The organism is Rugosimonospora africana (genome assembly GCF_016862975.1).
Lineage (GTDB): Bacteria > Actinomycetota > Actinomycetes > Mycobacteriales > Micromonosporaceae > Rugosimonospora > Rugosimonospora africana.
This window is the reverse complement of the sequence record NZ_BONZ01000073.1, coordinates 15,728-29,777: the sequence shown is the minus strand read 5'-3', so window position 1 is coordinate 29,777 and position 14,050 is coordinate 15,728. Positions and strand designations below refer to the sequence as shown.

The 14,050-nt window shown below is 71.9% G+C and carries 7 protein-coding genes and 1 pseudogene; 4 read left to right on the top strand and 4 right to left on the bottom strand.

Going from position 1 to position 14,050, the window contains the following annotated elements:
* Window positions 1-9 precede the first annotated feature (9 nt).
* Window positions 10-3,477, bottom strand: coding sequence for a methyltransferase domain-containing protein (locus Raf01_RS34650; protein ID WP_275413115.1), 3,468 nt, complete (start codon window positions 3,475-3,477; stop codon window positions 10-12).
* A gap of 169 nt (window positions 3,478-3,646) precedes the next feature.
* Between Raf01_RS34650 and Raf01_RS34645 the strand changes: the two genes are divergently transcribed.
* Entirely contained in the window at window positions 3,647-6,712 is a 3,066-nt protein-coding gene (locus Raf01_RS34645; protein ID WP_239134204.1) for a LuxR family transcriptional regulator, read from the top strand.
* A 290-nt stretch (window positions 6,713-7,002) separates the two neighbouring features.
* Window positions 7,003-7,725, top strand: coding sequence for a DUF5995 family protein (locus Raf01_RS34640; protein ID WP_239134203.1), 723 nt, complete (start codon window positions 7,003-7,005; stop codon window positions 7,723-7,725).
* A gap of 35 nt (window positions 7,726-7,760) precedes the next feature.
* On the opposite strand, the gene Raf01_RS34635 is transcribed toward Raf01_RS34640, so the two are convergent.
* From Raf01_RS34635 to Raf01_RS34625, 3 genes are all read right to left on the bottom strand, one after another.
* A complete protein-coding gene (locus Raf01_RS34635) occupies window positions 7,761-8,819 on the bottom strand; it encodes a hypothetical protein (RefSeq protein WP_203922310.1) in 1,059 nt (352 codons plus the stop codon).
* Window positions 8,820-9,672: 853 nt separating this feature from the next.
* Window positions 9,673-10,722, bottom strand: coding sequence for a zinc-dependent alcohol dehydrogenase family protein (locus Raf01_RS34630; RefSeq protein WP_203922309.1), 1,050 nt, complete (start codon window positions 10,720-10,722; stop codon window positions 9,673-9,675).
* Window positions 10,723-10,786: 64 nt separating this feature from the next.
* Window positions 10,787-11,191, bottom strand: a complete 405-nt coding sequence (locus Raf01_RS34625; RefSeq protein ID WP_239134202.1) for a nuclear transport factor 2 family protein — start codon at window positions 11,189-11,191, stop codon at window positions 10,787-10,789.
* 377 nt (window positions 11,192-11,568) lie between these two features.
* Here Raf01_RS34625 and Raf01_RS34620 point away from each other — a divergent pair, with 377 nt between their 5' ends.
* Together Raf01_RS34620 and Raf01_RS49995 are read left to right on the top strand one after the other, a co-directional pair.
* Window positions 11,569-12,780, top strand: coding sequence for a low temperature requirement protein A (locus tag Raf01_RS34620; RefSeq protein ID WP_203922308.1), 1,212 nt, complete (start codon window positions 11,569-11,571; stop codon window positions 12,778-12,780).
* Window positions 12,781-12,968: 188 nt separating this feature from the next.
* Window positions 12,969-13,568, top strand: a pseudogene (locus Raf01_RS49995) (RICIN domain-containing protein); the annotation flags it as partial.
* Window positions 13,569-14,050: the final 482 nt, after the last annotated feature.

Genomic DNA, 14,050 nt, shown 5'->3' with positions numbered 1-14,050 from the left:
GACCCGCGCTCAGCTGGGTCGGGTGCCCACGACGACCCAGATAGTCAGCGCGGCAAGGAACTCGCCCCGCGCGGCGGCCGCGTCGACGGAGGCGAACCACGGGTCATACATGTCGTCGGGAATCATCCCGATCCGCCCCGCGAGTTGCCGGTCGAACATCGGCAGCACCGACGTCGAGGCGACCGGGGTGGCGAAGTGACAGGTGACCGGTACCGCGTGCAGGTCCACCGCACCCGCGCGGGTCAGCCGCCGCCAGAGCGTCCGGCCGATGCTGCACCGGTCGGACATCACCCGGCCGTACAGGTGCGTCTTGAGCGCGGCGACCAGATCGTCCGGCAGCCCGTCGACGGTCATCGACTCCCAGTCGGTGTCCACCAGGCAGACCCGCCCGCCCGGCTTGGTGACCCGGACCAGTTCCGCCACCGCGCGGTCCGGATCCGGAACATGCTGCAGCACCCGTTCACAGCGCACCCCGTCGAAGTGGGCGTCCGGAAAGTCGAGCGCGGACACGTCCCCCTCGACGTAACTGACCCGGCTGCCGTCGTGCCTGCCGGCCGCCGCGGCCACGGTCACCGATGACCGGTCCAGCGCGACCACCTCACCCGGTGCGACCTCGCCGGCCAGCTGCCGGGCGACCTCGCCGGCCCCACAGCCGGCGTCGAGCAGCCGCTCCCCCGGCGCCGGATTCCATGCCTCCCACGCCACCCGGCGTACCCGCTGGATCGCCGGATGCACCGCCATCGCCTCCAGCGCCGACAGCAGGATCTCGACGAATTCCGGCGAGTTCCGGTCGATGTCGGCGAACGGGCTGCGGGCGGCACCCTCCGTCGTCAGGGCACCCTCCGTTAGTGCGCCATCCGTCGTCGGGGCACCATCCGTCGTCGGGGCGCCATCTGTCGTCGGGGCGCCATCCGTCGTCCGGGCACCATCCATTAGGGCGCCGTCCGTCGTTCCGGCGTCCGTGGTTCCGGCCCCATCGTGGCCACTCATCCGCGCGTCCTCCTCGTTCCCCGTACTGGCCGCTGCGTCGGAGCGCGTCGACAAACCGTCGACCGGCCGCCCGGGCGGCGGCCGGGCCGCCCCGCTCAGGCGCAGAGCCCGACCGGAGACCGCGCCGACGGGGATCGCGCCGCCGTACCGCCCCCCGGTACGGCGGCAGCCACCACCCCCGCGGACAGCAGACCGGCCCCCTCGCCCGGTCGCGGCCCGCGGATGCGCACGGCAGGTGGTGGCGTCGGCGATCGCCCGCAGGACCGGGCGGCGGTACCGCCCGGCGTTCCGGCGCAGCCGGCGGGACAGGTCGAGCACCGCCAGCCAGTGCCGGACCCGCCCGGTGGCGGCGTGGCGCCGGTCGCCGGGCCGGCCGTCCCACCACTCGGCGGCCCGGCGATGGTGTTCGATCCGCTCCCGGCGCGGCAGCCGGGCGTACGCCACCGCCCGCACGGCCGGGTCCACGAACGCGTACCCGGAGCCACCGCCCGGCACGTGTGACGCGGTCAGCAGGCCGGAGCGCAGCGGCCGGCGCAGCAGCGCGTGCGCCTCGCCGGCCCGGCGGCCCAGCAGGTACGCCAGCGCCTCGACCGGTACGGTGCTGCCGAGTATGGCGGCGGCCAGCACCGCCCGGCGCTCGTCGGCGGGGAGGCGGTCGAGCCGGGCGGCCACGGCAGCCCGCACCGGCTCGGGTACCGGCAGCTCGGCGTACCGGTCGGGCGTGCCGCGCTCGGCGACCAGTTGCACATATGCTTCGGCGTACCCCGGGTTGCCGCGCACGAGCGGGAGAAGCCGGCCGGCGAGCGCGACCGGCAGGCCGGCCCGGCGCAGCAGGTGAGGCAGCAGCCGACCGGTCTCGGCGTCGGTGAGCGCGCCGAACTCGATCCGGCAGTCCGGCGCCAGCCCGGCACCTGGCTCTCCCCGCCGCTCCGGTGCCGCACCGGCGTCGCTGGCAAGCACGTCGCGCGACCTGGCATCGCGAACCGCAGCGCCGCGGACAGCCGAGTCACGGACAACAGCGCCGCGGACAGCAGCGCCGCGCGAAACGGCATCGGACTCCATCGCGGTGCGGGAAAGCGCGGATCCATCCGCGCGGGAAGGTCCGGCCACGCGGGACAGTCCGCGCCCACCCATGCAAGTACCTCTGTCCACACAGGACAGCCCGGACTCATCCACGCGGGAGCGTCCGTCCACACGGGACGGTCCGGCCCCATCCACGCGGGAGAGTCCATCCACGCGGGAGAGTCCGTCCACGCGGGACAGTCCGTCCACACGGGACAGTCCGGTTCCGTCCACACGGGACGTGACGAGCACCGCCAGCGGCGCGCGCCACTCCGCCGCCGTCGCCAGCACGCGGCGCAGGAACCGGGCCACCGGAAGACCGGCCCAGTGCTCATCCTCGATGACCAGCACGGTCGGCCGGGAGGTGACCGCGAACTCGACGCCGCGCTCGACCAGGTCGTGGAGCGCGCGGTCGAGGCTCTCGCCGGGCAGGCACCGGCCCATCAGCCAGCGCACCCCGTCGCCGGCGCCGATGCCCGGGTGCCGGCGAAGCTCCCGTACCAGCCGGGACTTCCCGGTACCGGCGGCTGCCGCGATCGAGATGAGCTGGGGTACCCGCTGACCGACCGCGTACCCGATGCGGTCGGCGGCCACGGCCAGCTCGGCGGCGCGACCCACCAGCGGGGTGTCGTCGGCGGGGTCGGCCCAGACCGTACCGGCGAGCGGCCGCCAGACCTCGAGCGGCTCGGCCCGGCCGGCGACGGTGGCCGGGCCCAGCCGCTCGTACCGGACCAGTGTCCGGGTCGCCCGTTCGGTGCCGGCGGTGACCGCGACCGTACCCGGCGTCGCGGCCGTCTGCAGCCGGGCGGCCACGTTGACGACGTCGCCGCTGACCAGGCACTGCCCGCCGGTCGCCACGGCGGCGAGGTCGACCAGCGCCTCGCTGGTCGCGATGCCGACCCGGACCCGGACCGGCTGGCCGTCGGGCAGCCTCAGCCGGCTAACCGCCTCGGGCAGTCGCATCCCCGCCCGCACCGCGCGGTACGCGTCGTAGCCGTCCGATCGCGGTACGCCGAAGACGGCCATCACCGCGTCTCCGATGTACTTCTCGACGACGCCGTCCCAACCGTGGATCACCTCGGCGACGGCCGCGAAGTATTCGGACTGCAGCGCTCGCACGTCCTCCGGGTCCAGCGCGGAAGCAACCCCGGTGAAGCCGACCATGTCGACGAAGAGCACCGTGATTGTTCGCCGTTCCTCCAGGCCAGTCGGTATCAGCGGGGGTACCGGGGGGCTGCCACCGACGGCACAATGTCGGTATGTTGTACCAGCAGTTGAGAGAAATCGGACAGCGTCGTCCGAAGCCCAGCGGTCTGGGGCCCAGCCGCGAACGACGGCCAGGCCGGTCAGGCGCGGCCGGCGGCCACCCGGGAAGCCGGTAGCTCGCGCTCGACGCCTGGTCCTCCGTGGTGGGCGAAGGTTCATGCTCTCTCCTGCGCCGAGCGGTGGTTCAGGGTCTCGTCGAGTCGATGGACCTCACACTTCCAGCAGCACGCCCGGCGGGGATCGGTACAACGACGTATGTCGGAAACTCACACTCTTTACGTCAGAGAAGACATTGACATCACTCGCCGAATCTGCACCGTCCGTGGACGTGGTTGACGTCCCACTCATCGGCCGCGCCCGGGATCTCACCGTGCTGCGCGAGGCGCTCGACGAGGTCGAGCGCCGGGACAGCGCCGCCGTGTTCCTGCTCGGCGACAGCGGAGTGGGCAAGACCCGCCTGCTGGCCGCCGCGACCGACCAGCTGCGCGCCACCGGTGCCGTGGTGCTCTCGGGCGCCTGCCTGGACATCGGGGACGCGTCGCCGCTGCACCCGCTGCGCCAGGCGCTGCGCCGGCACGCGGCCGAGCCGGTTAGGGCCGACACGGGTAGGGCCGAGCCGGGTGGGGCCGACACGGGTGGGGCCGAGACATCGGTTGCCGCGGCGGTTGCTGCGTCGGCCGCGGTACACGAGCTGATGGAGATCCTGGACGGCACGGCGATCAGCCCGGACGGCGCCGGGGCACTGCTGGAGCGGGTCTCGCGCGGGCTGGCCGCGGTCGCCGGGGGCCGGGTGCTGGTCCTGGCCGTTGACGACCTGCAGTGGGCCGACCGGAGCACCCGGCAACTACTGCTCTACCTGCTGGCCGGTCTCGGTGGCGTGCGGCTGCTGGTGCTCGGCGCGGTCCGGACCGAGACCGTGCTGGGCACCGATCCGCTCCGCCAGATGCTGTCCGAGCTGCGCCGGCTGCGGTCGGTCCGGGTGCTGGAGCTGTCGCCGCTGGACCGGGCCGAGACCGAGGCGCTGGCCACCGCCGTCGCCGGCCGGCCGCTGGACCCCGTCGCGCTGGAGCTGGTGTGGGTACGCAGCGGCGGCAACCCGTTCTTCGTCGAGGAGCTGGCGCGGGGCGCCCGGGACGGCCGCGTCGAGCTGTCCGACACGCTGCGGGAAATGGTCTTCGCCCGGGTCGGCGCGCTACCGGAACCGGCGCGTCGGGTGGTCACCGCGGTCGCGGCGGCGGTCGAGCCGGTCGAGCACGAGCTGCTGGCGCGGGTCGTCAACCTCCCCGAGGACCCGCTGATCGGGGCCGCCCGTACGGCGGTGGACAAGCGGATCCTGGTGGCCGGCGAGGACGGGTACCGGTTCCGGCACCGGCTCATCAAGGAGGTGCTGGAGCCCGGCCTGCTGCCCGGCGAGCGGGCCGGCTGGCACCGCAGGTACGCCGAGGCGCTGTCCGACCTGCCCGGCGGGCAGATGCGCAACGCGCGGCTGGCCCACCACTGGCGGATGGCCGGCGAGCGGATCCGCGCGTTGCGGGCGGCCGTCGCGGCTGCCGAGGAGGCCGAACGGCTGCACGGCTTCGCCGAGGCGTTCGATCACTGGGCCGACGCGTTGGAGCTGGCCGATGGGCTGAACACCACCGACCGGGCGGAGATCACGGTGGCCTCGCTGTACCAGCGCGCGGCCGAGGCCGCACACCGGTGCGGGGAACACGAGCAGGCGCTGGCCCTGCTGGGCCGTCCGGAGGCCAGCGGCTCGGGCATCAGCCCCAGCCGGCTGCACATCCGGGTGGCCCGGTATCTGGCCGCGCTCGGTCGGCCGACCGAGGCCGAGGTCGAGTACGAACGCGTACTGGCCGGCGACCAGCGCACCGCGCAGGACACCGCGATCGCCGCCGCGCACAGCGCGGAACTGCTCCTCCAGCTCGGCCGGTACGCGGAGGCGGGGCGCCGGGCCGCCCGGGCGCTGGAGGTGGCGCGGAGCATCGACGACCCGGCTTCGTCGCTGGTACTCGCCGGTGCCGTGCTCGGCTTCAGCCAGGCGTACCTCGACGATCCGGCGGCCGGCCTGGCGACGGTACGGGAGGCGTTGGCGACCGCGGAACGGCTCGGCGGCCCGGTCGACATCGCGCGCGCGTACCTGCACCTGGCCGAGTTGCTGACCGGGCCCCTCAATGAGCTGGAGGACGGCGTGGAGGTCGCCCGGCGCGGCGCGGACTACGTCGAGCGCCTGGGGCTGGGCCGCACGTACGGCAGCCGGTTGCTGGCAGTCGCCTCCAACGGGCTGTTCCGGCTCGGCGAGTGGAGCGAGGCGGAGAACATCATCACCACGGCGCTGCGGCACCGGCCAGCCGGCGCGGAGGCCGTCGAGCTGCTGCTGGCCCGCTGCCGCATCCGGGTCGGCCGCGGCGACCTGGACGCCGCCGAGCGCGACCTGGAGGCGACCGACACCCTGCTGGCCGCCGGTGGCGGAGCCCGGCACGTCCTGCCGCTGCTCACCCTCCGGGCCGGCCTGATGATGTGGCGCGGCCGTCCGGACCAGGCCCGGGAGGCGGTACGGCAGGGACTCGACCTGGCCGAGAGCCGGTCCGACGACGTGTGGCTCCAGGCGCCGCTGGTGTGGCACGGGCTGCGCGCGGAGGCCGAAGCGCGCAGCACCGGGGCGGCCGCACCCGACCCGGACGCGATCCGCCGGCTCCGGCTCGTGGCCGAGCGGATCAGCAGCGACAGCGCTCCGGCCGCCAAGCCGGTACGCGAGACGGTCATCGGCTACCGGGAGCTGTGCGCGGCGGAGATCAGCCGGGTCGAGGGGCGGTCCGAACCGGCCGCGTGGGAGCGAGCCGCCGCGGTCTGGGAGCGCAACAACCACCCGTACCCGGCCGCGTACGCCCGGCTGCGCCAGGCCGAGGCGCTGTTCGGGCAGCGTACCCGTAACGCCGAGGCGGCCCGGGTGCTGCGCGACGCGTACCGCACCGCGGTACGGCTGGGAGCCGGACCGTTCATCGAGGAGATCCGGCAGTTGGCCGACCGCGCCCGGACGTCGTTGGACGAGCCGGCGGTGTCGCCCACCCAGCGGCCACCCACCCAGCAGCCGCCCAACACGCAGGCAACCGAGACGCGTCCACCCTCACCGGAGCACGCCGGAACGCAGCCGGCCGGAACACAGCCCTCCCGAACACAGCCGGCCGGAACCGGCGAACTCGCCGGGCTGACCGAGCGCGAACTCCAGGTGCTCGCCCGGGTTGCCGCCGGCGACACCAACCGGGAGATCGGCGAGCAGCTGTACATCAGCCCGCGCACGGTCGGCGTGCACATCTCGCACATCCTCGACAAGCTCGGCATCCGCAGCAGGGTCCAGGCAACCGCCATCTACGAGCGCAGCCGGCGCGGCCACTGAGCGTAGGTTCGGGTGACCGGTGGATTCGAACCGGTCGGGTACCGGACCGCACACGGTTCGGGTTTCCGACACAGGTCGATATCGGGATGCCGGAAGCCGGTTCGGGCTGGAATCCTGCGGCATGGGCCGCGGTGGCGGACAGTGCCATGGCGGACCGTGCCATCGCGGGCAGTGCCAGCGGCGGACAGGGCCATGGCAGACAGTGCCGGCGAAGGAGAGTGCCGGCGACGAACGGGAGGAGTGCGATGTCTGGGTCAGTCTGGGGAACGGTGCAAGGGGAGATCACCGAAGTGCTCTCTCGGACCCCGCAGGACGTCGCCGATGTCGTCGCCCAGCTCGGGGACCTGCAGGTCCTCCTGAACAAGGCCACCCCCGAGGACGACGAGAACCCGGTCGCCGCGTTCAACCACCTGTACTGGACTATCACCAGTACGGTCCTGGAACACCTGAACAACGGCGCGTTCCGCGATTCCGAGTTCCTGACCGTGCTCGACGTCGAGTTCGCCAAGCGGTATCTCAACGCGATGCGCCTGTGGGGGCAGTCGTCGCCGCAGACGCCGCATTCCTGGCAGGTACTGTGCCGGCAGCTGAACAACACGAACGTGCGCTCGCTGCCGGCCGCGGTCGCCGGAGTCAACGCCCACGTGAACTACGACCTGCCGTTCGCTCTGATCCGCACCTGGACGCTGCTGTCCACCGACTCCACGTCGGAGGACCAGCACCAGGACTACCTGCACGTCAACGACATCTTCTACGAGAAGATCCCGCACCTGCGCCGGGGCTACCTGAGCACCTGGCAGCTGGTCGTCGACCGGCTCAACGGCCCGTTCGACGACTGGTACGAGGACCGCGCCGTGGAGGTCGCCCGCGACATCGCCTGGTGCGACGCGAAGCGGCTGTGGGAGATCCGCGACGACCCGCGGGCGCTGTCCCACGCGGACACCTCACTCGACCGGCACACGGCGCTGATCGGCTGGGCGTTGCTGTCACCGGTCTGCGCCATGCTGCAGTAGCGCTCGCCGACCGGAGACCCGGGGCCGTCGCGGACCTATGCCGCGCCGTCCCCGGCGCCTTCCCGCTCCACCGTCTCGCCCGTGGCCCGCCCCGCGGGCACGGTCGCCTCAGCGGGTGAGGGATCTGGGGTCGCCGCGGAGCCGGTCGTCGGCGTGGCGTAGTCCAGCGAGGCTTCGGTCCTCGCCGCCATCTCCATGTCATCCAGCCGGAACAACTCCATGAGGGTCTCGTTGCGCTGCCGTTCCTCGGCGAGATTTCGCGGCGGTGGCAGGTGGAGCCGGTCGTACAGCTTGAAGCGGTTGAGGTCGATCAGGGTGGCAAGTGCGGCGCCGTACTCGTGCGCGATGACTATCGCCCCGCGATAGGACAGGTACGCGACCGTGTACGGCACGATGGCGAGCAACATCCACGAGCCGTGACGCCACATCAGTATCACCGTCGCGGCACACGCCACTAGACTCAGGAACGAGGCGCGGACCGCCAGTTCCAGTTGGATCCGTTGGTTCTCGAGGTAGTTGAGCTCCCGCTCCTCGGCCACCATCGCGATACGCGGTGCGGAGGAGATCGACTCGATGCCGTACGCGGCGCCAGCCAGACCTTCGTAGTGTCTGAGCACATTGCCCAGCCGAGTCGGCAGTACCCGACCGGGATCGTTCGGGTAACCGTTGAGCAGGCGCCTCGCCTCCTGCCCCATAAAGACCGGCCCGATCGCGTCGTCCCGTCGTACCGCCCCTCGCCTCCACTCATCGTCGAGCTGTCCCCTCTTCGTGCGATGGCGGCCGATCGCCACGACCGCAAGGCGGACAGCGAGCCTGGACGTCCCCCAGTAGCCTTCGAAGAGCTGCACCAGCGCGTACTGCAGGGGATGGAAGGCCAGCGCGAGGAGCAGGCTGGCGATACCAAAGATCGCGGCGTCCCTGAGGTCGAGCGACCTGACCGCCGCGACGAACTCGACGCCGGAGTGCCGGGTGCTCTTCACGAGCAGCGACAGGTAGGCGGTGAGGACAGTGGACGGCACCAGACTCACGGCAACGAAGTACTTGCCGATCGATGCCGCGCCCGTCGCGGTCTCGGAGACGCCGGTCGATGTCATCGGGCGGGGCCGCCGTGATCTTCCGGAGTCAGGCAGTACCACGCGCCGTTGCCCCGACGGGTGAGCCAACCTCGGCATTCCGGACACCGCTTGGCCACGAAAGGATGCCGCGCCACGAGGCACTGGTATCTGTCGTCGCCAAGGTATTCGGAGGGGTCGCCGCAGCTGGGGCAAGCGGGACGCGATACGCGACGGTTCGGAGCGCCCCAGGGCACGTAGCCCGGCCCGTTCCTCAGGGTGCCGGCCACGAGAAGCACGACCAGAGTCCATCGACCGGCGGACTTCGCGACAGCTCGCTGACCCCGACGAACCACCACCGACGCCTCCGGACCTGGCTGCTCAGAACCAGCATTGACGACCCGATGTCGAAGGCATGGTCCCATCCCGGCCGGGACCGCGCCTACAGTCTTCCGGTGTGTGATCGATCCACCGAGCGGCGATCGCGGAACCGGCTGGCGGCCGCGCTGGCTCGCCCAACCCCCTGGGTATGGCCGGCGGCGGCGATCCTCGCCCTGTCGATGGCAGCGCAGCGCATAGGGCCGACCAGGTCGGCCTGCGCGCTCCTGTTCTTGGCGGTTGCCGTCATCGCGATCGCCACGGGTCGCGGCGTGTTCGTTGTCTTCTTCGGCGTTCTGCTGCTCGCCGGGCTGCTGGTGACCGCCGATCAGGGCGGCACGTCTCGACCGGTCGGGCTCGGCCAGTCCGGCTCGGCGCGTCCGGCACCGCGCCACGACCCAGACCAGCCCCCGGGCACCCGATCTCCGCTCCGCGGGCACACCGGCTGGCTACCGATGACGCCCGGACCGTTCGCCCCGGTAGCCTCGCAGCTGGGGCGAACGTCCGTCCGGATCGGTCAGGGGCGGATCAGCGACTTGATGGCGCGCCGCTCATCCATGGCCGCGTACGCCTCGGCCACCTCGGACAGCGGCAATTCCAGGTCGAAGACCCGGCCCGGGTCGATCGTGCCGTCCAACACCTCGCCGAGCAGGTCCGGCAGGTAGGTGCGCACCGGCGCCACGCCGCCGGCGACGTTGATGTTGTTGGAGAACAGCTGCCCGATCGGCAACTCCGGGCCGCCGGCGGGGACGCCGACGTAGCCGACGTACCCGCCCGGGCGGTTGGAGTCGATGGCCTGCTGCATCGACTCCTTGGTACCCACGCACTCCAGCACCGCGTCCGCGCCGATGCCACCGAGCAGTTCGGTCAGCCGGGCCACGCCGTCCGCGCCCCGCTGGTCGATGATGTCGGTGGCGCCGAAGTCCATGGCAAGCTTCTGGCGCGCCACGTGCCGGGAGAACATCACGATGCGCTGCGCGCCGAGGCGCTTGGCCGCGATGACCCCGCACAGGCCGACCGCGCCGTCACCGACGACCGCCACGGTGCTGCCCGGGCGCACGTGCGCGGAGACCGCCGCGTGGTGCCCGGTGCCCATCACGTCCGACAGGGTCAGCAGTCCCCGTACCATCGCCGAATCCGGCGTGCCGGGAACCGCGACCAGCGTCCCGTCCGCGAGAGCGACCCGGGCGTACTCGCCCTGGCCGCCGTCGATGAGCAGCCCGTCGCGGTCGGGCGCACCCCAGGCCCCGCCGCGCTCGCATGAGGTGGTGATGCCGTTGCGGCAGTGGGCGCAGGTGCCGCAGCTGAGCACGAACGGCGCGATCACGAAGTCACCCGGGCGCACGGTGGCCACCTCGGCCCCGACCTGCTCCACCACGCCGACGAACTCGTGCCCCATGCGCCGCGGCGCGGTCAGCCGCCGGACGCCCCGGTACGGCCACAGGTCCGAGCCACACACGCACGCGGCCACGACCCGCACCACCGCGTCGGTCGGTTGCTGGATCCGCGGATCGTCGACGTCTTCCAGGCGGATGTCGCGGGGTCCGTGAATGAGGGTCGCGCGCATGAGTACTCCATCGTCGATGCGGGATTCGACCACCAGCCTACGTCGCGCCCCGGTCCCCGCCCGGCTACGCCAGGGCCTGCTGAATCGCCGCGGCGTTCTGATACTCGCGCCAGAGCGTGACTTTGCCCTCACGAACGGTCAATACGCCGATGAAGGTGGCGGTGGCGGTCCGGTCGGTTCGAGTCGAGGTGCCGGTCAGCTCGTACTCCACGACGATGGTGGCCGGGTCGGCGGTGTCGTGGATGGCGACGGTGCGGCACCCATCGAAGCGGACCGGGAACTCCGCGCGTCGCGGATTGGCGAAGTCGAGGAACGACTGCTTGCCCTCGATCCTGGTCGGGTGACCCGGCGGGGCGAACGGTGTCTCGATGACCACGTCGTCGGCGAAGAGATCGCCGGTCAGCTGGGCTGGCAGGCCGATCCACTCCTGCCGCATCCGCTGGAACACGTCACGGGGCGTGCGGTTCACGGCACCAAGCCTCCTAAAGTGAGTGATGACTCATGAACGTACGATAGTGAGTCATGGCTCATCTTGTCGAGCCGCCGCAGAGCCGCCGCAGAGCCGCCGCCGCGTCGCAGCCGAGTCACGGCGGAGTCGCCGCGGTGTCGCAGCGGGGGTAGCAACCGAGCGGCAGCCGAACCTCGCAGCCGAACCTCGCAGCTGGGTCGCCGCGGGCATCCGGAGGCCGTCGACCGCCTCTGAGGGTTGCCCACGTCTCGATCGCGGATCTGCGACGGTAGACATGTGTGTCCGGCCGAGCTCTTCGCCCGGCGCGGCCGTCCGCGCCGGGACCCGCGTTCGCACCGGGACGGCGCGGATGCCAGCGGTGAGCGCCCGGCCGCTCGATGAGACCGGGCAGCGTCGAGCCGCCACCGCTGCGCCGCGGTGCGGGCGGCGGGCCGCAGCGGGCGACCCTGCTGGAACTGTTCTTCGATCTGGTGTTCGTCGGGGCGCTCGCGCTGACCTCGTTGACGCTGAGCCGCGAACCGACCTGGTCCGGTGCCGCGAAGGCCATCCTGCCGCTGATGGCCATCTGGTGGATCTGGACCATCACCGCGCTGGTGACCGACTTCTACGATCCTCAGCAACGGCCGATCCAGGTGGTGCTGGCCGGCGTGATGCTGGGCATCAGCCAGATGGCGGTCGCCACGCCGAACGCGTTCGGGAAGTCCGGGCTCGTGTTCGCGGTGTCCAACGTGGCCATCCACCTCGGGCGCGGGGTCCTGCTGGTGTCCGTGCTGTACCGGCGCGAGCGCGTCGCGGCCCAGCGCGCCGGGCGGTTCCTGTTCTGGTTCTCCCTGACCTCCGTACCGTGGTTGATCGGCGGCCTGTCCGGTGAGCGGACCCGGTTCATCCTGTGGGGCGTGGCGCTGGCGGTGGATTATGTCTCCGGCGGCCTCCGCTACCCGACGCCGTGGATCGGCCGGGTACCCAAGGAGCAGTACGACCAGGCCGGCGAGCACCTCGGTGAGCGCTACCAGCAGTTCATGATCCTTGCGTTGGGCGACATGATCCTGGTCGCGATCCTCGGATACAGCCGCGTGCCGCGCACCGGGATGCACACCCTGGCCGCGCTGACCGCGTTCGTCACCACCGTGGTGCTGTGGCAGATCTACGTGAACCGGGCCGGCTCGATCCTGCAGATGGTGACCGTACGCAGCCCCGGGCGGTCCGCGCGTTGGGCGCCGTACACCCACCTGACCATGGTGACTGGGGTGATCACCATGGCAGCCGGTTTCGACCTGGTCATCCCGCGGCCGACGGGGGACACGCCATTGGGGTGGGGCGGCGTCATCATCGGTGGTCCCGCGCTGTTCATGATCGGCCGGATCACGTTCGAGTACGAGGTGTTCGACCGCTGGTCCTGGACCCGGGTCTTCTGGCTGGCGTTCCTGATCGTGGCGGCTCCCCCCGTGATCCTGTTTCTGCCCCCGCTGGGCGTCGCGGCGTACGCCGCGGCCGTGCTGCTGGGCATCGCGATCACCGATCAGCTGCGGGTCCGGTCGAGAGCCAGCAACGCGACCAGTCACCGGCAGCGCCCGACCAACCCCGAGTGACGGAGGCGTGGGTCACGGCGCGCCTGACCGTCGGCGGAGACGCGTCGGGCCCGTCGGCCACTTTCCGCACCGTTATCGGTAATCCGCGCCGTCCCCGGACCGTCTACTGCGGTGTGGCCCGCAGCGCGGCGGGTCTCCGGCCGTACGGGGAGCGGCCGTTGACAGTCGGCGGACAGAAGGATGAGGCGATGTCTCGACAGGCGAGGTCTCGAACAGACCGGGTGCGTTCCCGGGCCAGAGTGTGGAGCCTGGCGGCGGTCGCCGTCGCGGTCGTGGCGGTACCGGCCGCGGTGGTGGCGGCGGCGCTGCCCTCGCAGGCGCTGTCGTCACAGGCGCTGTCGGCGGCGGCGAGCACTCCGGTGGGCGGCGGCGTGTACGAACTCGCGGCGGGTGCCAGCGGCAAGTGCGTCGAGGTGGTGTCCGGCTCCACGGCCGGCGGCGCGCTGCTCCAGCAGGCGGCGTGCTCGCAGTCCGCCACCCGGCAGCAGTGGCGCGTGGTGCAGGTCGGTTCCGGCGTATACAACCTGGTCAACGTCAACAGCGGGCTGTGCGTCGACGTACCGTCCGGGGCGGGCACGTCCGGCCTGCGGTTGCAGCAGTGGGGTTGCGGGGCCGGCCAGACCAACCAGCAGTGGACGTTCACCGCGTCCGGCGCGGCGGCCGGCAAGTACCGCGTGGTCAGCGCCGGCACCGGCCTGTGCGTCAGCGATCTGGACGGCTCCACCGCCGGCAACAACCCGATCGTCCAGGAGACCTGCTCCGACATCTCCCGCATGCAGTGGTCGTTCAACCCGGTCGCCGGGACGACTCCCACGTCCGGACCGACCACGACACCGACGACGACACCCACGACTCAGCCTCCCTCCGGGCCGGTCGTGGCTTTCCCGGGCGCAGTGGGCTACGGTGCCAGCGCCACCGGCGGGCGGGGCGGCACGGTGTACCACGTGACGAACCTCAACGACTCGGGTACCGGCTCGTTCCGGGACGCGGTCAGCGGCTCGAACCGGATCGTCGTGTTCGACGTCGGCGGGTACATCAACCTGTCCTCGCCGGTCTCGGCGAAGAGCAACCTGACCATCGCCGGGCAGACCGCGCCGGGTGGCGGGATCGGCATCATGGGCCGCGAGGTGTCGTTCGCCAACTCGAGCAACGACATCGTCCGCGACGTGCGGTTCCGCCAGGGCGACCTGGACCCGGACAACGAGAAGAGCGGCATCAACCTGCTCGACACCACGAAAATGATCTTCGACCACGTGTCCATCGAGTTCGC

What these genes read in the sequence shown, in the direction of transcription:
- Raf01_RS34650 (WP_275413115.1), bottom strand. Translation starts at nt 3,477, where the DNA reads ATGAACCTTCGCCCACCACGGAGGACCAGGCGTCGAGCGCGAGCTACC.
- Raf01_RS34635 (WP_203922310.1), bottom strand. Translation starts at nt 8,819, where the DNA reads ATGACATCGACCGGCGTCTCCGAGACCGCGACGGGCGCGGCATCGATC.
- Raf01_RS34630 (WP_203922309.1), bottom strand. Translation starts at nt 10,722, where the DNA reads ATGCGCGCGACCCTCATTCACGGACCCCGCGACATCCGCCTGGAAGAC.
- Raf01_RS34620 (WP_203922308.1), top strand. Translation starts at nt 11,569, where the DNA reads ATGAGACCGGGCAGCGTCGAGCCGCCACCGCTGCGCCGCGGTGCGGGC.